The following is a 20,166-nucleotide window of genomic DNA, read 5'->3' as shown; positions in this document are numbered from 1 at the left end:
AGACGATGAAACATGTCGGAAAGTATACGCCGTTCCTGCGGGAGTTAAAGATGATGGCCGAAGAACTGCGCGCTTCGCGCTACTGGTCACTCTGGTTCATTGCGTTTCTGCTCGCCGCCGCTCCCGTACTTCTCGCTGTGGCGAAACTTCTTGAGGCGATACGGTGAACGCGACGCCCCCGCGCTTCGCATTCCTCGCGCAACGGCTCTTCAATACGCCGCTCGCGATCCACCCCGCCAAGGCGGAAATCCTGCTCGCCGTGCTTGCGCAGCGCCTGGGCATTGTGAGCGTGCGTGGGCTCGACGGCGACGTACACGCGCCGGGTGCCCCGATGCTTCTCGCGTCAGATGGGGGTATGTCGCGGCACGCTGCACCCGTGGGCTATGACGTGCTTGCGGGCGTGGCCGTAATACCTGTCTACGGCACGCTGGTTCACCGGCTCGGCACATTGCAGCCTGAATCGGGCATGACGGGCTATGACGGCATCCGCCAGAACTTTCTGACTGCGCTCGCCGATAGCGCGGTGCGCGCGATCGTGCTTGATATCGACTCGTCAGGCGGGGAAGTTTCGGGCGCGTTTGATCTTGCCGACACCATCCAGGCCACGCGCGGCACCAAACCCGTGTGGGCCATCCTGAGCGAGAACGCCTATAGCGCGGCCTACGCGATCGCGAGCGCGGCCGACCGGATCACGGTGCCACGCACGGGCGGCACGGGCTCGATCGGTGTCGTATGGATGCACGTTGACTGGTCGCGCGCGCTCGACAGCGCTGGCCTCGCGGTGACGTTCATCACGTGGGGCGAGCGCAAGCTCGACGGCTATCCGGAGTTGCCGCTCTCGCCCGAAGCGCGCGAGCGCGCCCAGGCGGATATCGACGCGACGGGCGAACTGTTCGCCGCAACGGTCGCGCGCAATCGCGGGCTGTCCGTCGATGTGGTGCGCGCGATGCAGGCCGCCACGTTCGCGGGCGCGCAGGGTGTCGCCATGGGTCTCGCGGATGCCGTGCAGGCACCCGACGAAGCGTTCGCGTCACTGCTTGAATCTCTCGCACAGTAAGGGGACCATCATGGGCCTGAATTTCACTGCCACGCGCTTCGCGCATCTGCTGGGGCCGCTTGCGCGACCGTTCGCCGCCGCCCGTGCTGAAGACGACGAAGACGAAGACCAGAAGGACGATGACGCCCGCGCCGAAGATAACGACGAAGACGGCAAGGACGACAACAACGACAACGATAAGGACAGCCGCAAGGGCCGCAGATCGAAGCGCGGGAAGAAGGCACGCGCTGAAGATGACGACGAAGCGCGGGCCGAAGACGAAGATGACGGCGACGACGAAGCGCGCGCAGCCGACGATGACAATGACGACGGCGACGACGATAAAAAGGACGACGCGCGCAAGGCGAAGCATGCACGGCTCGCAGAGCGCGCGCGTTGCGCACAGATTTTCCGGTGCAGCGCGGCCGGTGCCCGCCCCGATGTCGCGGCGCATCTCGCCTTCGAAACGGACATGCGCGGTTCCGATGCCGTCAGGCTGCTAACCGCGATTGCATCGGGCGACGGCGCGCGCCTTTCGCGTGGCGATACATTGCGCGCCCGCATGGCAGGCGTGAGTCTGCCTGCGCTCGGTACTGACGGCGGCACGGCCGGCGAGCGCGACGGGCCGCAGGCCGCCGCCTCGATGATTCTCGCCGCCGCCCGTCGCGCGCGCGGCGAAGCCTGAAGGGACGTAATGGGACGCGATGGGACGTAACTGGACGTAAAGGGAGTGCCACGAAATGACGACGACCACTAGCGACAACCCGTTCATGCCAGGCATGGTGAGCGAGTCCTATGTACCGGATCAGCTCATTGCGGGCGACTTCAAGCTCGTTACCGAAGGCCAGGCAAAATTTCCGGCCGGGCTCCATCTCAGGCGCGGAACCGTGCTGGCGCAACAGGCAGACGGCACCTATGCTGCCGCGACGTCCAGCGGCGCAACGGCTAACGCGATCCTTGCCGATGACGTGGACAGCACGGCCGGGTCCGTTACGGGCGGTGTGTATCTCACGGGCGAATTCAACGGGCGCGCGCTGGTTCTCGATGCGTCGCTTACGCTCGCGGCCGCAACAACGGCGCTCCGCGCATTCGCCATTTTCGTCAGGCCCGCTGTATCGGCCACCGATCCGAAGTAAGCCCGTTCCGAAGTAAGCCCTTTGTGTCGCCCTCCATCCCTTTTCTAACGTAGCGCGCTTCTCCCGATTCCTCCCGAAGGTACGCCGCCAGTCGCGGCCCATCTGCGGCCCCCGTCAGCCCGCCCGGTTCCGACCGGTGCGGGCTTTTTTTTGCGCGCGCCGCCAGGAGCCCAGCCAATGAATATCTACGATACGAATGCGCTGATTCTCGTTGTGCCGAATCTCAAGCGCCCGCAAAAATTCCTGCTCGACCGCTATTTTCCGAACATCGTCACCAGCGATACGGAAGAAGTGAGTATCGACGTTGACGTGGGCAAACGGCGTATGTCGCCGTTTGTCTCGCCGCTGCTCGAAGGGCGACTCGTTGAACAGCGCCGCTACCAGACCAACACATTCCGGCCCGCGTATATCAAGGACAAGCGCGTGCCCGATCTGCGCAAGCCGGTTCGCCGGATGATCGGCGAGCGCATCGGCGGCGCACTGAACGGCGAGGAACGCGCGGCGGCCAACATCGCGGCGGAAATGACCGACCAGATTGACCTGCTCGACCGTCGCCTCGAATGGATGGCCGCGCAGGCGCTGATGAAGGCGACCGTACTGATCGAGGGTGACGGCTTCCCCTCCGCGCTTGTCGATTTCGGCCGCGATCCGTTGCTGACTGTTGCACTGTCCGGTTCATCGCAGTGGGGGCAAAGCGGTGGCGCACCCACGCGCGATATCGAACACTGGCAACGCCTGATCCTTAAAAAGAGCGGCGCGCAGGTAACGGACCTTATCTTTACCACGACCCCCTGGGAATGTTTCATTGCCGACGAACGCGTCAAGGCTGCCGTCTACTTTCCGAAGCTTTCCGACTTTGGCAACGCGATCGACCCCGGCGCGCAGATCACCACGGGCGCGGTGTACAAGGGCCGCTGGGGGCAATATTCGCTCTGGGTCTATAACGACTGGTACGTTGACGACAGGGACGTGGAACAGCCGATGCTGCCCGATGGCGTGGTCATCATGGCCGGTCCCGACCTCATGGGCACGCGCGCATTCGGCATGATCATGGACCCGCGTTTCAACTACCAGGCGTTGCCCTATGCGCCGAAAATGTGGATTGCCGACGATCCGCCGCAGCGTTTCCTCATGATGCAGAGCGCGCCCATTGTGATTCCCTCGCGCGTCAATGCGGCACTGTGCGCAACGGTGTGCGCCCCGGTAGAGGACTGAGCCATGAATACGCCAGAGACAACGCCCACGACAACCGAGATCGTGACCATCGCGCGCGGGCATTCCGTGCGCCACGATGGAAAGACGTATTCAGCGGGCCAGCGTGTCACGCTGCCCGCCGCCGATGCGGCGCGACTGCGCGAGCGCGGATTCATCGCGAACCCGCACGATGACACACAGGCCGACACCCAGGCCGCAGACGAAGAAAATGCCCTCACGCAGGGGCCAACCTTCGAAACGAAAACCGGGCCCAGCGTGAAGCAGAAGCGCTAGCGATTCTGTCCCGGTATTGCCCCGATGCCGCTGGCCGTTCCCGATGACTTCGACGGCCACATCCTCGCACCCCTGTTCGACCAGTTTGCCGAAAGTGTCACGTACACGCACGCGGGCGGCGGATCGCTCGCCATTAGCGGGATTTTTGACGAAGCGTATCGCGAACTGATCCCGCAGGGCGGCGTGCTCGCGTACACGACCGAACGCCCCGTGTGTGGCGTGCGGCTTGCCGAATTTGGCGACTCGCTGCCGCAGCAGGGCGACGCGCTCACCGTGGATCGCACAGGCAACGTGTACGAAGTGCAGGAAGTGAGGCTCGACGGACACGGTGCGGCGAAGCTCATGCTCAACTGGATCGACGCCACCGCGCTGTAGCCGCTCGTTACCGCCGTTCGTTATAGCCGCCGTGTACCGCCCGCCATGCTTTACCGCTCGTTGCTGCGCGACATCGCAGCGGACGTGCTACGGCGCGCGCAGACCCTCGCCGCCGATCGGGTGTACACGCCACGCGACTGGCCGACAACCGCCTGTTATCCGTGCATTCTCGTTGACTGCCTGGGCGACCGGAAGGAAGCGCTCGGACAGGAACCGCCCGCATTCACCGCAACGGCAACGCTCGACGTGACCGCACGCGTGCAGGAAACCAGCGTGGCCGCCGCTCGCGATACGTGCGAGGCGCTATGCGACCAGATCGAATGCGCGTTACTGACCTGCCGCGATCTGCTCAGGCGCATTCAACGCGTATCGACCATCGAAAGCACGATGGAGCTCAACGCAACCGGGCGCGTGCATATCGCCGACATGCGCATGGCGTTCGAACTCGAATACTTCATTGCGTTTGATCCGTTCACCGATACGCCGCCCGCACTGCAACCCGTCGCCGTGCCGCTCGAAGCCATCCGCATTCACGCCGACACCGTGACGCCCGCCGACCGTTCGGGCACCTATGCGAATCCGCCATTTCCCGACGCCGTGATACCCGCACCGCGCACACGCGGCCCCGATGGCCGCGACGAGGGAACGCTCGACATCACGCCCCAGGACCCGCACGGCACGCAGTAACCCGCCATCGCCCCGAATGACTCCCATGAAAACGCTACGCATCCGCCCGGTTGCGGGCCGCGTCGTGCGCGATCCCGATCTGCACGACCTCATCACCGGTGCGCGCACGGTGCCGGATTCGCCTTTCTGGCGGCGTCGCCTCCGTGACGGAGACGTGACCCCCGATGACACGCCGCCGGGTGCGCCTGAGCCCGCTAAGCAAGCGGGCGCGCCGCAATCGAAGCGCACCAGCGACAAAGGGGAGACGCCATGATTCCGTTTCATCAGATCCCCGCCAATATCCGGGTTCCCCTGTTCTACGCCGAAGTCGATAACTCGCAGGCGAACACCGCGCAGACCACACAACGCGCGCTGATTCTTGCGCAGATCACGAAAGACGGCACCGCGCCGCCCAATGTTCCCGCCATCAGCCAGGGCACCGACGATGCGATCAGGGCGGGCGGACCTGGTTCAATGCTCGCGCTCATGCTCGCGGCGTACCGCGCCAGCGATGGCTTCGGCGAACTCTGGTATCTGCCGCTTGCCGACGCGAGCGGCGCGACGGCCGCAAAAGGTAGCCTCACGATCAACAAGCCGCCAACTGTCGCAGGCACGTTCTATCTGTACATTGCGGGCGTACGCATCGCCCAGCCCGTGCAGCCGACGCAGAGCGCCAGCGACATCGCCGCCGCGCTTGTCGCGACGATCCGGAAAACGCCGGGTATCCCTGCGGGGGTGGGCGCGACTGCCGGAACGGTCAGTTTCACGGCCGTCAATGCCGGGCCATGCGGTAACGAGATCGATCTGCGCGTCAACTACCTGGGCACGCCGGGCGGCGAAGTCACGCCGCAGGGTTTGACATACACCCTGACGGCGATGGCGGGTGGCGCGACTGCCCCCGATCTGTCTACCGCGCTCGATGCGCTCGGCGATATGGCCTTCGATTTCATCGTCTGCCCCTATACCGACCCGGCCTCGCTTGATGCGCTGAAGACCTTTCTGGGTGACATCAATGGCCGGTGGTCCTGGCAACAGATGCTGTACGGCCATACGTTCACCGCCGCACGCGGCACGTACGGAGAGCTTGTCGCGACCGGCACCGCGCGCAACGACCAGCACGCGTCAATCATGGGCTTTAAAGATAGCCCCACGCCCGCGTGGATCTGGGCCGCGAGTCTCGCGGGCGCGTCGGCAGTCAGCCTGCGCGCCGATCCTGCCACGCCACTGCAGACACTGCCGCTCATTGGCGTACTCGCGCCGCCGGTTCAATCGCGCTTTGCGCTCTCTGATCGCAACGCGCTTCTGTATGACGGCATTTCAACATTCACGGTGGCCGATGACGGCACCGTCGCCATTGAAAACCTGATTTCGACGTACCAGAAAAACGCCTTCGGCCAACCCGACGACTCCTATCTCGAAGTCGAAACCCTGTACACGCTTTCGACGGTATTACGCCATCTGCGCGCGGTGGTCACCAGCCGGTATGCGCGCGTGAAGCTGGCCGACAACGGTACGCGGTTTGCCGCGGGGTCGAACGTCGTGACGCCCAACATCATCCGCGCCGACCTGATCGCGACCTACCAGACCGACGAGGAAAACGGCCTCGTGCAGGACTCGGACGTGTTCGCGAAGGGCCTGATTGTGGAGCGCCACGCGGGCAGTCCGAACCGCGTTGACGCGCTCTGGCCGGGCATTCTGATCAACCAGTTGCGGATATTTGCGCTGCTCGCGCAATTCCGGCTCGCTGCCTGACGGGGGTGTGAAATGCCCGACACCTCAAACCGGCTAGCCGGGATTGCCTATATCTCGGTCGATGGACAGAGCTACATGCTCGCGGGCGAACTCACGTATTCGCCGGGCGACGTGGAGCGCGAAAGCCTGATCGGCCAGGACCGCGTACACGGCTACAGCGAAAAGCCGCGCGCACCGTTCATCTCGGGAAGTTTTCGCGACGCGGGAACGCTGACGGTTGCCGACTTCAACAGCATGACGAACGTCACCGTCACGTGCGAACTCGCAAACGGAAAGACCGTTATCGGCCGCAACATGTGGACGACCACCGCGCAGGAAGTGAAGACGCCGGACGCCACGTTCGAAGTGAAATTTGAAGGCTTTAGCGGTTCGGTCACTGAGCAGTAAGGGGCGCGCCATGGACGAAGAAACCTGTAGCGAAGAAACCTATACGCTTCTCACGCCGATCGGTGGCGTGACGGAAATCGGATTGCGCGAGCCGACACTCGATGAACTCGCGAAGCTCTCCGATGACGCGCAGCGCTTCGGCAACGTGCGCGCCATGAAGAACCTGCTTGCCACGATGACAGGAATTGAAATCGCCTCGATCGGCAGGATGGGCGCGCGCGACTTCACGCACTGCAATAAATTCATTAGCGCTTTTTTCGAGTAATCCCGCGCAATGTCCGCGACGTGATAGCGGACGTGACCTGGTTCTATCACTGGGGGCCGCGCGACGCGGGCGCGCTCACCTGGACAGAACTCGCCGGGTGGTATGCGCACGCGCAGCGCATCGGACGCGCGCAGGGCGGGTGAAGCATGGCCGGCAAGACCTTCGAATACACGATTTCAGCCGTTGATAAAGCCACGGCGACGATCGAGCGCGTCAACCGGTCAATCGGCAGGATGACCGCCCCCTTCAGGGCCCTGGCGAAAAGCACAAAAGCGCTGGCCGATGCGTCGGGCCTGACGAAGCTGTCGAAGAACCTGGGGGACGTGGCGAAACACGCGGACCGGGCCGCGCGCAGCGTGACGAAGATCGCCGCGCCGCTGCTCGCGATCGTGGGCGGCGGCACGCTCGCGGGCCTGTCTGACATGGTGACGCACTGGGAGCGCATCGGCGCGGAGACTGAGCGCACCTCACGCCTGATCGGTATCACCGCCAATGAACTCACGCAGATGCGCAGCGCGGCGAATCTCATGGGCGTATCCGCCGACTCGATGACGGCGGGATTCCAGTCATTGCAGGACACCTTGCAGGATGCACGCTGGGGCCGCAACCAGGGCGCATTCGCCACCTTGCAGGCGCTCGGCATCACGCTGAAGACGACGAAGAACGGCGCGATCGATACGCACTCGGCCTTGGTTGACCTCGCTGACCGGATGCAGCGCATCCAGAAGCGAGATCCGGCCGCCGCCCGCAATCTTGCACGCTCGCTCGGCGTTGAGCAGCTATTGCCCGTTCTCGTCCAGGGGCGCGCGGCGATGCAGCAGTATGAAGCCGAAGCACGGCGCCTGCGCGGCGACTTCACGCCTGACATGGCGACGCGCGCGCAGGGCTTCGCGCGCTCGCTTTCGCGCATGGGCGCAGCGACGGACGGACTGAAGACTTCGATAGCGGACAGGCTCACGCCGGTTCTGCAGCCGCTGATAGACCGGCTGACCGAATGGATCGCGAAGAATCGCGAAATGATCGGCCAGCACGTGGCGGCGATCGTGCAGCGTATCGCGGATGCGTTGTCTAAAGTCGATTGGGATAAATTCGCCGATAGTCTCACTCGCGCGGTCAGCGAAATCCTCGATTTCGCGGGCTCGGTGGCAAACCTCGTTGAGCATCTTGGCGGCTGGAAGACGGTAGCCACCGCGCTCGCGCTCTACATGGGCGGCGGCTTTGTCGCGTCGATTGCAGCAACGATTGCGAGCGTCGTCATGCTCGGCATCCGACTCGCCGGTCTGATCCGCGCATGGGGCGCGGCAGGCAGGGCGGCAGGCACCGCCGCCGAGGTGATGGCCGGTGCTGGCGGCGGCCTGCTTGCCCGTGCCGGTGGCGCGCTGGGCGGCCTGCTGACGAGTCCGCTCGCCGTGGGTGCGGGACTGATGGGGTATAGCCCGAACCTGAACACGGGCGAGGGCGAACAGCTCAAACGCATCCGGGCGGCCGAAGCCGCCTCGGGCGGTCAGTGGACGGGGGCGAATTTCCAGCCCGCCGACGCCACAAAAAATGCGACGGTGACGCAATGGGCGCAGAAGCTCAATTTCGGGGGCCTCGAAAAACAGTACGGCCTGCCGTCCGGTCTGCTTTCGGCCGTCGCGCAAACGGAATCACACGGCAACGCGTCGGCTGTCTCACCGGCAGGTGCTGCGGGCCTCTTTCAGTTCATGCCGAAGACCGCTACCGAATACGGGATAAACGCACTCGATCCGGCGCAGTCTGCGAACGCCGCCGCAAAAAAGCTTGCCGGACTCATGTCGCACTATCACGGCAACCTGTCATCGGCACTCTCGGCGTACAACTGGGGCGAAGGCAATCTGGACCGCAAGGGCATCGCGAACGCGCCTGCCGAAACGCTCGCCTACGCGCCAAAGGTGATGGCGCTGCTGGGACCGGATGGTGGCATGAACTCGGGCGCAGCCATGCCGCCGCTGAACACATCGCCACCGCCGCAGGCGATGATTGCGCCGCCCGTTGTCAACGTCACGACACGGGTTCACGTCGAGCGCGACGGGCGAACCAGCGTGCACACTGAAACGCCGAACGGGCTGCACGTCGCGTATCCGATGGCGGGATGATCATGGGCGCAATCCTGCGGCCGTTCTTTTCGTCATTGCAGACGGCGAGCTGGCGCGGCGTGCCGTTCGCGGTGACGGGCTCAACCGTCAAGGTCGGCCGACGCGTCGCGCTGCATGAATATCCGTATCGGGATGACGTGTGGGTGGAAGACCTGGGCCGCGCGGGGCGGCGCATTTCGGTCACCGGCTTCCTGTTGCAGGATGCGGCCTATGGTGCGGGCGATGTCATCGCGCAGCGCGCGGCGATGATCGCCGCCTGTGAGACACCCGGCGAGACACCGGAAGACGGCACCGGCGAACTGGTTCACCCGACGCTCGGGCGGCTCACCGCATCGCTACTCGATTTCGAATGCGAGGAACGCAGCGGGCGCGGCCGGTCATTTGAACTCCGCTTTACGTTCATCGAGGCGGGTACTGAGCAGTTCCCCTCGCTCGCGATCGCGACGCAGGCGCAGACCGGGCTTTCTGTGGTCGCCGCATATGCAGCCATTGCGCAGGATTTTGCGAACCGCCTGGGCGCGCTGCTACGCACGCCCCCGATTGTCGGCGAGATTGAACGCACCGCGCGGGCCTTCGTGGTGGATGCCCAGGCGATCACGCAGCGCGCAACGTCTCTTGTTGCGATGGTGGCGACGCTCAGGGGTAACTATGGCCGCTTTGTCGGTGAATTCACCGCGACCATCAGGAACGCCAGCACGACCATTGAGCAACTGACCGGCGCGGGCGCGCAGGCACGCGAAGCTGTCACACAGAGCGGTCACGCGCTGATTGCCGCCGCATCGGTTGCCGATTACGCGCGCATGTCTGCGGCGACGCAATCGCTTGTTACCGCCGTGCAGCATGCGAACCCTGACCCGAACCAGGCCATCCAGAGCCTCGCCTCACTGCAGGCGCAAACGCTCACGCAGGTTCGCGCCAATGATGCATTGACGGCAGCCCATGCCGGGCTCACGGCGATGTTACGGCGTGTAGCGGTGGCGGCACTCGCGGACAGTACCCGTGATTATGCGCCCACCTCCTATGACGACGCGCAGGCGCTACGCCCGACCGTCTGCGACGCGCTCGACACGGAAATAGTGAGCGCGGCCGACGCGGGTGACGATGCGACCTTCGAAGCGCTCGGCGCGCTTGAAACCGCCGTTGTGCTCGACCTCACCACGCGCGGCGAATCGCTCGCGACCATGCGCGATGTCGCAATGGGTGCATCGCTTCCCGTACTTGTGCTTGCGCAACGGCTCTATCAGGACGTCTCACGCCATGACGCGCTTGTGCAGCAGATTGGCCCGATCAATCCGGCATTCGCACCCGCTGCATTCCGCGCGCCGGTTTCGTGAAGCGGTGACGTTGTGGCCGACGATGTAACGCTTGCCGTAGGCGGTCAGGCCATCGCGGGCTGGACCACGATCCGCATTACGCGCGGCATGGAGCGCATCCCGGCTGACTTCGATATCGGGATGACAGAGCGCTTTCCGGATACGACAGACGTCATCGTCATCGAAGGCGACCCATGCACACTCGCGATCGGCGGCGATACCGTGATAACCGGCTATGTCGATCGGGTGGCCGAACAGGTCGATGCGCACAATCACGCGCTGGCGATTTCGGGGCGTGGCAGGTGCGAAGACCTGATCGACTGCGCCGCGCAGTTCGATTCGTTCCAGTTCCAGAACGTTTCGACTGCTGATATCGCCACGGCGCTCTGCAGGCCGTTCGGCATCGCGGTCAAGGCGCTATCGCCCGGCATCGTACACCCGCAGGTCTGTCTGAACGTGGGTGAATCGCCTTACCAGGTGATCGACCGGCTCTGCAAAATTGCGCAGCTACTGTGCTACGAAGACGCGGACGGCGCGCTGGTAATCGGCCCGCTCTCGACGGTCGAAGCGGCGGGCGGTTTTGCACTCGGTATCAACTGCGAACGCGCGAGCTATACGCGTGACATGTCGCAGCGCTTCAGCGAATACCGTGTCTATCTGGTCGGAACCGGCATATTCACCGACGCAGGACAGCAGCCATTCAGCGAATACACGCAACCGGATTCGACCATGCCGCGCTTGCGTCCGAAGGCATTCATTGCCGAAACGGGCGACGCGGGCGCGAGCGTTTCAAAGGCTCACGCGCTATGGGAGTGCAACCGGCGCATCGGGCGCGGGAATCTGGTCACGGTTGCCGCCTCAGGCTGGCGCGACAGTGCAGGAACGCTGTACACGCCCAACACGCTCGCGGCGCTGTCCCTGCCGCAACTGAAGCTGCTGGACGGCCAGAAATTCTCGATTGGTGAAGTGACCTACCGGCGCGACATGAACGGTTCAGGCTGCGATATCACGCTGATGCTGCCGCAGGCGTTCCAGCCTGAGCCCATCCTTTACATGCCGCTCGCGCAGGACGCAGCCGCCGCGCTCGGCACGGGCTAGTCATGCAGGCGCTTTTCTGGAATCTCGTCAGATCGCTCGGACGTGGGCGACTCACGCGCATCGATGATAGCGGCGCAGTCCAGCTTGTGCAGATGCAGCTATCCCAGAACGAAACGCACGACGCGACCCCGCGCGTGTGCGAATACGGTTTCCAGTCGAATCCGCCCGATGGGGCCGACGCGGTGGCGGTGTTCCTCGCGGGAAACCGGACCAACGGTGTCGTGATTGCATGCGGCCACCAGCAGTACCGCATGCGCGGCCTCGCCAGTGGTGAAGTGGCGATAAGCGATAACCGGGGGCAATCGGTCTATCTCAGTGCAGCCGGCATCGTCGTCAATGGCGGCGGTCATCCGGTCACGATCACGAACGCCCCTGAAATTACCGCCGATTCGCCGCTCATGCACTGCACGGGCAATATCGCGTGCGACGGCAACATCGCGGCAGCCGGTGACATTCTCGACAACAGCGGCACGAACGCGCAGAGCATGGCGGCGAGCCGCCGCACCTACGACATTCACACGCACGATGTGAGCCAGGTTCAAGGCGGGCAATCGACCATCAGAAGCAATCCGCCGACGCCGCAGGAATAGCGACATGGCCGATATCACGACCGTCTGGGACGTGCAGCGCATGCGCGGCGACTGGGTGCTCTCTGGCCCCTCGCTGCTATCGGGTAATGACCTGCAAACCGCCGTCCTGATTTCGCTATTTACTGACCGGCTTGCCTTGCCCAGCGATCCGGTGCCCGATGGCGACCGGCGCGGATGGTGGGCCGATGATCCGAAGTATCCGACTGGTTCGCGTCTGTGGCTGCTCGATCGGGTCAAGGGGCCGCAGGACGTGCCGCAACGCGCGCAGGATTATGCCGCCGAGGCGCTGCAATGGCTGATTGATGACGGCGTGGTCGCGCGCTTCGACATCGTGGCGCAGTGGATCACACCTGACCGGCTCGACCTCACGATAACCGCCAACCGTCGCGACGGCTCCCGCGTCGCCATGCAATTCGCGCAGGTCTGGACGCGCTAGCCGCTATCCCTCGCGCGCTGCACGCCCGCGCCGTTCCGTCATGCCTTACTCGCGCCCCACGCTCACCGAGCTACGCGCGCAGGCGGCGCAGCAACTGAACGCGCAATTGCCGGGTGCGGACGCGCTGCTGCGGTTTTCGAACCTGCGCGTCATCGGCGACATCGAGGCGGGCCTCGCGTGCATGCTGTACGGCTATCTCGACTGGATAGCGCTGCAATGCACGCCGTTTACGGCAACCGATGAATACCTCGAAGCCTGGGGCGCGCTTAAAGGCGTCACGCGCAAGCCGTGCGCGCAGGCGTCGGGCTCGCTTGTCTTCACGGGAAGCGAAGGCAGGCAGATAGACATCGGTACGGCCGTGCAGCGCAGCGACGGCCTGGCGTACACCACAACAAACGCCGCGAAAGTCGCGGGCGGCTCAGTGACGGTGACGGCTTCGGCCGTACCCGATCCGCAGGGGCTGACCGGCGCGAACGGCGACTGTGCAGCAGGGACGGCTTTCACACTATCCAATGCGATTGCCGGTATCGATTCGACGGGTTGCGCCGCCACCGTGTTTCTCGGCGGTGCCGATATCGAGCGTAACGACGATTACCGCGACCGGGTTCTGTACGTCTACCAGAACCCGCCGCAGGGCGGCGATGAAAGAGACTATGTAGAGTGGGCGCTATCGGTTCCCGGTGTCACGCGTGCCTGGTGTGTCGGCAACGGCTACGGCATCGGCTCCGTACTCATCTATTTCATGATGGACGCAGCGAACGCGGCGCATGGAGGTTTTCCGCAGGGCTCGAACGGATGCGCGACGCGCGAAACGCGTGGCCCTCCTGCGACGGGGGACCAGCTCACGGTCGCCAACGCGATCTATCCGCTCAGGCCCGTTACCGCGCTCGTGTATGTTGTCGCACCGGTTCGCCGGGTTATCGATATCAGCATTCGCGGCGTTGCCGTGCAATACCAGGCGGCGGTGTCGGCCTCGATCGATGCGCAACTGAAGGCGGATGGACAGCCGGGCGGCGAAATTACCGTTTCGCACCTGTGGTCGGCCGTGTCGGCCGTGCCGGGCGTAGACGATTTTCTGCTTCTCTCGCCCGTGCAGGACATCGGCCTGCCTGCCGGCGCCATCCCCGTTGCCGGCCCGATAACGTGGAGCTGATCGCGTGGGCACGGATAACACGTGGGCCGCGCCCGGCATCGTGGCGGCGCGCAACACGGCGGCCGACTATGCCGGTGTGTTGCGCAGACTGTTACCGCGTGGGCGCGTCTGGACGCGTGACGGGGTAGACAACGATGGCGGCACGCAGGCCGCCGTGCTCGATGCGCTTGCGGTAACGGCCGAAGGTCTCGACAGCGAGGCGCTCACGCTGATTGCCACGGGCTTTCCTGCAACGGCCGGTCAACTTCTGCCCGAATGGGATGAAACATTAGGGCTCCCCGATGCGTGCTTCGGGCCATTCGCGAATGATGCAGCGAATCGCCAGCAGGTCGTGGCGAAACTGATCGGCACGGGCGGGCAAAGTATTCCGTACTTTGAATCGCTCGCGCGCACGCTCGGTTACGTCATCCACATCACCGAATTCGCGATTCATACGGTTATCAGTCCGGTCACGGCACCTGTCGCGGGGCTCGACTGGCCCTTTACGTGGGAAGTCGAAATCATCGGCACGCCGGGCGTACGCTGGCACAGGGTGGACGGCCCCGTGCGGGAAGCGCTTTCATGTCTTGGCACGACGCCCACCGAACAGGTTCTCGAATGCCTGTTAAGGCGCTACGCGCCCGCGCATACCGTGCTGATTTTCCGGTATTCATGAACCGAGGCACCTATGGATCACTACTGGGAAGCAAACGCGCACACCACCGCGCCGCCCGTGCCGTCGAAATCATCAGGCACCTATCCGACTGACGGCAATCCCGTCACCGTCACGCCGCCGACAACGCCGGGCGCGTGGTGGTATTACCAGATCACCGAAGAAATCCGCAATGCGATTGTGAAGCTCGGCGGTACACCCGATTTCACCCGGGTGGACCAGCTCGCCAGTGCGCTCGTTGCGTCGATTGGATCAGCTATCAGCGGCATGGCCGACCAGCTTGCGAAAGTCGCGTATTCGGGCAGCTACAACGATCTGAAAAACCAGCCAGCCATACAGGCACCGCTCGGCTTTACGCCCGTTCAGCAGGGCGGCGGCATAAGTCAGGCCGCCAGCAAAGTTTGCATCGGATGGGACGGCGGCGGACTACGCGCGACGGTTGACAGCACGGACGAGGGACGCTTCGTGTTTGAAACTGAACTGCAGGCGAACATGACGAACCTGCAGAACAACATTAACAACGTCGCCAGTTCGGCTGGCAATGGGTGGACGCGTGGCAACCTGCAACCGCTTAACGTGAACGGTATCGGATATGTCGCATTCATCGTGAAGAGCGGCGACAGCAGCCAGTCTGCGAACGAAGGCACCGTCGCGGCGTTGCCGGGGCGGCCCGGTTCCTGGCTCAGTAGCGGTAACGCGGCCTCATCGGGCGACCACTGGTGCGTATGGACACGGATCGCGTGATGGACTACCTGGGCGTGACGGCGCTTCAATGGGCCGATGCCGCGCACAGCGCAATACGTTGCCGCGTGCAGTTTGCGGGTTTTCCTGTGAACGTGCCATTCATGGCGATGCCCGATGATCCGCACGCGCACGGGCGCTCGATTTTTGATGAATGCGTGGCCGGGCGCTACGGGCCGGTACGTGAATGGGATGGGTCCGGCGCGACAGACGGGGCGTAAGACGGACGGGGCGTAATATGGACCGCTATTACCAGGCCAATGCGGTGGCCGATGCCCCGGCCGTACCCGCGAACAATGCGGGCGGCTATCCGGCAAACGGCAACGCCGCAGTGGGCATCGATGGCACGGTGCCTGGCGCGTGGTGGTATCACACGATCACTGAAGAATTGCGCAACGCGATCGTCGCGCTTGGCGGTGCGCCCGATTTCACGCAGACGGACCAGCTCGCGACGGCGTTGCTTGCCAGGTTCGTGCAGCCGTGGGTCACGCCGCAGGATTTCGACGCGGTGTGCGATGGCGAGACTGACGACAGCGCGGCACTGCACAGGGCGCTGGGTTCCGGCAAGCCGGTACGTCACCTTCACGGCGTGCTGGCGATCTCGTCAGTCACGGTCGATACGACGTGCGATTTCGAGATTGCGGCGGGCGCATCGATCAGGCTGTTACCAACGGGCAACGCCAGTATCGGTCTCACGCTGAACGGACCTTGTTCGCGCATGGTTGCGTGGGGATTGATCGACGGCAATCTCACGGGCCGCACGGCGGTGAGCCTGGGCACGCCCGGGGGCGCGACAGCGGACTACGCCCAGGCGTATCTCTTCAACGTGCAGAACGTATCAGGTGAGACGTTTTCGGGCACGCATCCTTCGGGTATCGAAATCAACGGCGGCACGGGCCAGAAGTTCTACATCAACGCACGCAATTTCCCGAACAACCTGGCAGGGCAGACAGGATCGCCAGCGCGCGCCGCGACGGTAGAAGGCCATGCGGATCGCGTGGTGGGCGAAGTGGACGCGGACAATGTGTGGATCGGTGTCGTGCTGGCAACGACAACGTGCCATATGACGCGCGTCAAGGTGACGAATTCGGGTCTGGAAGCCGTCTACAACCTCAACGGCGATAACACCATTGGAGACGTGATTTACGCGGGCCAGTATCAGGCGGTTGTGAATGAGGCGAGCGTTCATATCGGCCGGATTTTTCACACGGGCGGCAACCCGCCGACCGGTGCACAGAGCGCGACAAATGGCGGCGCAACCATCGCACTACAGAACGCGACGGTTACCGATGTCGGCCTGATTCAGGTCGGGACCAATCCGGCGCTACCCGTCAAGGGCTCGGGGACGCTTCTGATCGTGCGCACAGGCAACGTCCAGAGCGGCCCGGTCCGGATTGGTCGTGTGCAGGGGACCATGCGCCCGGCGTCGGTTGCATCGCTCACCTATCACGGTCTGGTGCAGGACGTCTCGATCCAGAACGTGGACCTGAGCGTGGAGTACGACAGCACCGTCATGACTTCGCCAGCGAATTTCTGCGATCTGACGGCCGCGCAGGAATTCTCCCTGCGCAACTGGCGGATGAAAGTCATCGACGTGAACAGCCAGTTCCCGCACAACTTCTTCAGTTTTAACCTGCCGGACGCGAACCTGATATGTCCGGGCCATTTTGAGGACGTGCATATCCGCTTTTACGAAGCGGACGGCGCGACGCCTGCCGATCCGGCGACATCGGCTTATCTGCACGTCTACGGCGCGGCAAATCCGCTGGTCTACACACGCAACCAGGTCTGGCAGGGAAACCTCATGCTGATCCGTGAAGCGTCCGCCTACGGGGGCGCAGTGAACGGCGGCGATACCTGTACGTCCGTGCCGGTCGCTGGCACATGGGCGGCGGGCCGGTACATGCGCAATTACGCGCCTGTCCTTGCCGGACCGGCAGGCGGCCAGTATGTCGTGCGGGGGTGGACATGTGTCGCGGCAGGCACGCCGGGAACGTGGGTGCAGGACTGCGCGCTGACCGGGCCGATCGTGCTGAAGCCCGGCGCAGCCATTGCGCTGACTGACGTTGCGGGCGGTATCCAGATCGACGTGACACCCGCCACACATGCCGCATTGGGTGGCATGAAATCCGGTGCGGGGATGTCGGTTGCCGCAGACGGCACGCTATCCGCCGATGGCAGCCTTATCATCAACGTCACGCCAGCCGCTACGGTCACGCTCGACCTCTCGCCCATTGCTGAGGGCATCCCCGAAATCATTTTCAACCTTCAGCCGGTAGCACCGGCAACGATGCTCACCTTCGCCAATGCCCCCGCTACGGGCACCATGGCGCTGTTCGTCGTCGTGGTTGCCAACGTCGCAGGCGCATCAATCAACTGGCCCCCGATCGTTAGATGGCCAGGCGGTGCAGCGCCGGCCCTGACGGGCACAGCGGGCAAAACCGACACGTTCGTACTCTACACACAGGACGGCGGCACAACGTATCACGGCTTTGTCGCCGGACAGAATCAATGAGCTATCTTGCGCGCCGGTTGCTCATGGTGACGACGACGCCGTGGACAGGGATACTGGACCGGCTCGCGACTGCTGCGGCCGGTGCATGGAGTCTGCGGCGGCTACGCGGTGGCTACGCCGGGCCGTGCGTTAATGTACGCCGCGATTCGGACAACGCGACCCAGGACATCAGCTTTACCGCCTCGGGCGACCTGAATGTCACCGCGCTGCTCGCGTTTGTCGGAAACGGTAACGGGTACGTAACGGCATGGTACGACCAGACGCCCGGCGCGTCGCATCTTGTGCAGGGTACCGCAGCAAGCCAGCCGCAAATCGTGAGCGCCGGTGCACTGGTGAAGATGCTCACGTTCGCCAGCCGTCCGGGCGCTTCGACCAATGGCGGCACGCCCAACGGCCCGAATCCGACCAACGGCCAGGACATGGCGACGGCACAGCCTGCGGCCTCGCTAACGTTCGCACAGCCGTTCACGCGCTCGTCGGTCATCTCGTTTCCTGTTGCGCCCGCAGGCGCAACGCCGAATCCGGTCCTGCTCAACAGCAACAGTGACCCGGTGGCGCTTTACGACACGGGGCCGGGCCAGTTGTCGATGTCCGTGAACGGCGGATTCACCGCCATCTCAGGCATTACAGCCGGGTCGGCGGGCGTTCTCCTGGAACTGTTCAACCAGGCGGCCAGCTCATGCGTTTCCAACAGCGTCACACGTACAGGTAGTGTCGGCACGGGCGGCACGGGCTCTGACTTTCTGGGTATCGGTGGCCACGGCTGGGTGAGCGGCGAACGCAATTTCGAAGCGATCTACGGCGAAATGATTGTCTTTGCGCAACCGCTTCCCGCCAGTGACCGGCAGGCCCTCACAACAGATCAGTGCGGCTACTGGCAGACACCATCGCCTTACCGGAGCGTTGTCCTCGCCGATGGTCCCTATGCTTACTGGCCGCTGAACGAAGCGGGCGGTACGGTTGCGGCGGATATCTCAGGGAACAGCCGTGACGGCACCTATCAGGCCGGGGCGCAACCTGCATCGGGTTTGATGCTGCCGGGCATGGACGGCGCATACGTAAGACTGAACGGGGCGTCGGATTCGTATATTGATGTGAGCGCCGCAAACCAGTTTTGCGCCGGGTCTGCATGGTCGATTGAATGCTGGGCCCAGGTAGCGGGCTATAACAGTCTCCCGGTCGGTGGCTTTACCGGTGACAAGGGGTGCCGCTTTATCGGCAATGTTCTTTATACGACCTCGGGCGGCTGGCAACCGGGCATCGAATGGGGCATCCAGTCATATGACGGCGTCAATCCCGGTACTTACAAATACTACGACTCAAGGTATTCCTATACGCCGTCTGTCACGCCCCCTCAGGCGGGCGTATTGCAGCATGTCGTGATAACGCACGCGCCGGACAGTACGTCGGTCTATCTCAACGGGAAACCCGTTGTTCCTGCTGCGAATGCGTCGGCGTCGGCCGCCATTCAACCGATATTACAGATCGGTTCGCAGGGCGGCTCAATGGGTGCAATGAACGGCACGATTGGCGAAGTCGCGGTGTATAACTCGGCATTGTCCGCCCAGCAGGTGGCCGCGCATTACGCGGCCGGTATCGCATCGCGTGCCGGCCTGCTTGATAGCCTCACTACGCCGGTCGTCGGCGTGTGGAGTCTGCGACGCCTGCGCGGCGGATATGCGGGGCCGTGCGTTAATGTGAGGCGCGACAGTGATAGCGCAACGCAGGATATCGGCTTTACGGCAACGGGCGACCTCGACATAGCCGCATTGCTCGCATTCACCGGCGCCGCGAACGGATTTGTTACGGCCTGGTACGACCAGACCACCAACCCGTCTGACATGGTGCAAAGTCTCCCGACCCGGCAACCGCTCATCGTCGCGAATGGGGTGCTCAACCCCGCGTCGGCCGGATCGGCGATGGCGGGCATTCTCGCGAGCGCGGGCGCAACATCGATTCAGGAACTACGCGCGAGCGCAGGCAAGCTCACACTGGACCCGCCATTCAGCCGCGCGTGTGTCACGGGAATTCCAGCAGGCGCAACCAGCACCAGCTTTACCGTGCTTACAGGGAGTACCGACAATCCAGTCATCGCGTTAAACGCCGTGAACCTCAGGTATCAGATGGACGGCCCCACTACGGGGCTCACGGCAGGCAATGCCGTTACCGCAGGCGCGATCAACAGCGTGACGGAAAACTACAGCGCGACGGCCAGCAGTCTGAGCGTCAACGGCACCGCGACTAACGGCTCGATCGGCTCGTCCGGTGACGGTACGGATCTTGTAGCCGCAGGCGTACTTACCCGGATCGCGGGCGCGTCGGCGACATTCTGTGAAATCATCCAATTCGGCGCGCTACTCGCGAGTGCCGATCAAGCCGCGCTTTACGCAAGCCAGAAACACTACTGGGGTACGCCGTAGGCGTACCCCTCCCAATCTGAACAGGC

At 63.8% G+C, this 20,166-nt stretch carries 23 protein-coding genes; all 23 read left to right on the top strand.

The features are described 5' to 3' along the window. The first annotated feature begins 5 nt into the window (after positions 1-5). The 23 genes from ACOSV0_RS19075 to ACOSV0_RS18965 all read left to right on the top strand — a co-directional run bounded on the left by ACOSV0_RS19075 (position 6) and on the right by ACOSV0_RS18965 (position 20,140). Entirely contained in the window at positions 6-167 is a 162-nt protein-coding gene (locus ACOSV0_RS19075; protein ID WP_434107642.1) for a hypothetical protein, read from the top strand. Then, the gene (locus ACOSV0_RS19070) at positions 164-1,057 is read left to right on the top strand and encodes a S49 family peptidase (protein ID WP_434107640.1); all 894 of its coding nucleotides are present in this window, start codon (positions 164-166) and stop codon (positions 1,055-1,057) included. The genes ACOSV0_RS19075 and ACOSV0_RS19070 overlap by 4 nt, the downstream gene beginning before the upstream one ends. Positions 1,058-1,067: 10 nt before the next feature. After that, positions 1,068-1,721 carry a hypothetical protein gene (locus tag ACOSV0_RS19065; RefSeq protein ID WP_434107639.1) on the top strand — a complete coding sequence of 218 codons (654 nt, stop codon included), beginning with the start codon at positions 1,068-1,070 and terminating at the stop codon, positions 1,719-1,721. A 55-nt stretch (positions 1,722-1,776) separates the two neighbouring features. Next, positions 1,777-2,172, top strand: coding sequence for a head decoration protein (locus ACOSV0_RS19060; protein ID WP_434107638.1), 396 nt, complete (start codon positions 1,777-1,779; stop codon positions 2,170-2,172). Between the two features lie 177 nt (positions 2,173-2,349). After that, on the top strand, positions 2,350-3,387 hold the full coding sequence (locus tag ACOSV0_RS19055) for a major capsid protein (protein WP_434107637.1): 1,038 nt from the start codon (positions 2,350-2,352) through the stop codon (positions 3,385-3,387). A gap of 3 nt (positions 3,388-3,390) precedes the next feature. Then, positions 3,391-3,660: a DUF7210 family protein gene (locus ACOSV0_RS19050; RefSeq protein WP_434107635.1), complete on the top strand. Its 270-nt coding sequence runs from the start codon at positions 3,391-3,393 to the stop codon at positions 3,658-3,660. Between the two features lie 24 nt (positions 3,661-3,684). Further along, positions 3,685-4,035, top strand: a complete 351-nt coding sequence (locus ACOSV0_RS19045) for a head-tail joining protein (RefSeq protein WP_434107634.1) — start codon at positions 3,685-3,687, stop codon at positions 4,033-4,035. 45 nt (positions 4,036-4,080) lie between these two features. Next, on the top strand, positions 4,081-4,722 hold the full coding sequence (locus ACOSV0_RS19040) for a hypothetical protein (protein ID WP_434107633.1): 642 nt from the start codon (positions 4,081-4,083) through the stop codon (positions 4,720-4,722). A gap of 25 nt (positions 4,723-4,747) precedes the next feature. Further along, positions 4,748-4,975, top strand: coding sequence for a DUF2635 domain-containing protein (locus ACOSV0_RS19035; RefSeq protein ID WP_434107632.1), 228 nt, complete (start codon positions 4,748-4,750; stop codon positions 4,973-4,975). Further along, entirely contained in the window at positions 4,972-6,453 is a 1,482-nt protein-coding gene (locus tag ACOSV0_RS19030; protein ID WP_434107630.1) for a phage tail sheath subtilisin-like domain-containing protein, read from the top strand. The genes ACOSV0_RS19035 and ACOSV0_RS19030 overlap by 4 nt, the downstream gene beginning before the upstream one ends. Positions 6,454-6,465: 12 nt before the next feature. Continuing rightward, the gene (locus ACOSV0_RS19025; RefSeq protein ID WP_434107629.1) at positions 6,466-6,840 is read left to right on the top strand and encodes a phage tail tube protein; all 375 of its coding nucleotides are present in this window, start codon (positions 6,466-6,468) and stop codon (positions 6,838-6,840) included. 10 nt (positions 6,841-6,850) lie between these two features. Beyond that, complete coding sequence (locus ACOSV0_RS19020; RefSeq protein ID WP_434107628.1) at positions 6,851-7,105, top strand: phage tail assembly protein; 255 nt, start codon at positions 6,851-6,853, stop codon at positions 7,103-7,105. A 146-nt stretch (positions 7,106-7,251) separates the two neighbouring features. Further along, positions 7,252-9,222: a lytic transglycosylase domain-containing protein gene (locus ACOSV0_RS19015; protein WP_434107627.1), complete on the top strand. Its 1,971-nt coding sequence runs from the start codon at positions 7,252-7,254 to the stop codon at positions 9,220-9,222. A 2-nt stretch (positions 9,223-9,224) separates the two neighbouring features. Continuing rightward, the gene (locus tag ACOSV0_RS19010) at positions 9,225-10,556 is read left to right on the top strand and encodes a DNA circularization protein (protein WP_434107626.1); all 1,332 of its coding nucleotides are present in this window, start codon (positions 9,225-9,227) and stop codon (positions 10,554-10,556) included. Positions 10,557-10,568: 12 nt separating this feature from the next. Next, positions 10,569-11,633, top strand: a complete 1,065-nt coding sequence (locus ACOSV0_RS19005; RefSeq protein ID WP_434107624.1) for a phage baseplate assembly protein — start codon at positions 10,569-10,571, stop codon at positions 11,631-11,633. A 2-nt stretch (positions 11,634-11,635) separates the two neighbouring features. Beyond that, positions 11,636-12,223, top strand: coding sequence for a phage baseplate assembly protein domain-containing protein (locus ACOSV0_RS19000; protein ID WP_434107623.1), 588 nt, complete (start codon positions 11,636-11,638; stop codon positions 12,221-12,223). Positions 12,224-12,227: 4 nt separating this feature from the next. After that, positions 12,228-12,659 (top strand): phage GP46 family protein, encoded by a 432-nt coding sequence (locus tag ACOSV0_RS18995; RefSeq protein WP_434107622.1) that lies wholly within the window; start codon positions 12,228-12,230, stop codon positions 12,657-12,659. Between the two features lie 40 nt (positions 12,660-12,699). Continuing rightward, positions 12,700-13,812 carry a baseplate J/gp47 family protein gene (locus ACOSV0_RS18990; protein ID WP_434107621.1) on the top strand — a complete coding sequence of 371 codons (1,113 nt, stop codon included), beginning with the start codon at positions 12,700-12,702 and terminating at the stop codon, positions 13,810-13,812. 4 nt (positions 13,813-13,816) lie between these two features. Further along, the gene (locus tag ACOSV0_RS18985; protein WP_434107620.1) at positions 13,817-14,467 is read left to right on the top strand and encodes a YmfQ family protein; all 651 of its coding nucleotides are present in this window, start codon (positions 13,817-13,819) and stop codon (positions 14,465-14,467) included. Positions 14,468-14,479: 12 nt separating this feature from the next. Beyond that, positions 14,480-15,208, top strand: coding sequence for a hypothetical protein (locus tag ACOSV0_RS18980; protein WP_434107619.1), 729 nt, complete (start codon positions 14,480-14,482; stop codon positions 15,206-15,208). Further along, positions 15,190-15,426 carry a hypothetical protein gene (locus ACOSV0_RS18975; RefSeq protein ID WP_434107618.1) on the top strand — a complete coding sequence of 79 codons (237 nt, stop codon included), beginning with the start codon at positions 15,190-15,192 and terminating at the stop codon, positions 15,424-15,426. The genes ACOSV0_RS18980 and ACOSV0_RS18975 overlap by 19 nt, the downstream gene beginning before the upstream one ends. 17 nt (positions 15,427-15,443) lie before the next feature. Beyond that, positions 15,444-17,720 (top strand): hypothetical protein, encoded by a 2,277-nt coding sequence (locus ACOSV0_RS18970; RefSeq protein WP_434107617.1) that lies wholly within the window; start codon positions 15,444-15,446, stop codon positions 17,718-17,720. Beyond that, positions 17,717-20,140 carry an arabinofuranosidase catalytic domain-containing protein gene (locus ACOSV0_RS18965; protein ID WP_434107616.1) on the top strand — a complete coding sequence of 808 codons (2,424 nt, stop codon included), beginning with the start codon at positions 17,717-17,719 and terminating at the stop codon, positions 20,138-20,140. Before ACOSV0_RS18970 ends, ACOSV0_RS18965 begins: the two co-directional genes overlap by 4 nt. The last annotated feature ends 26 nt before the right edge of the window (positions 20,141-20,166 follow it).

Source organism: Paraburkholderia caffeinilytica, from assembly GCF_051027425.1.
GTDB lineage: Bacteria > Pseudomonadota > Gammaproteobacteria > Burkholderiales > Burkholderiaceae > Paraburkholderia > Paraburkholderia caffeinilytica_A.
The sequence above is the reverse complement of the archived record's forward strand: the minus strand, read 5'-3'. Positions and strand labels throughout refer to the sequence as shown.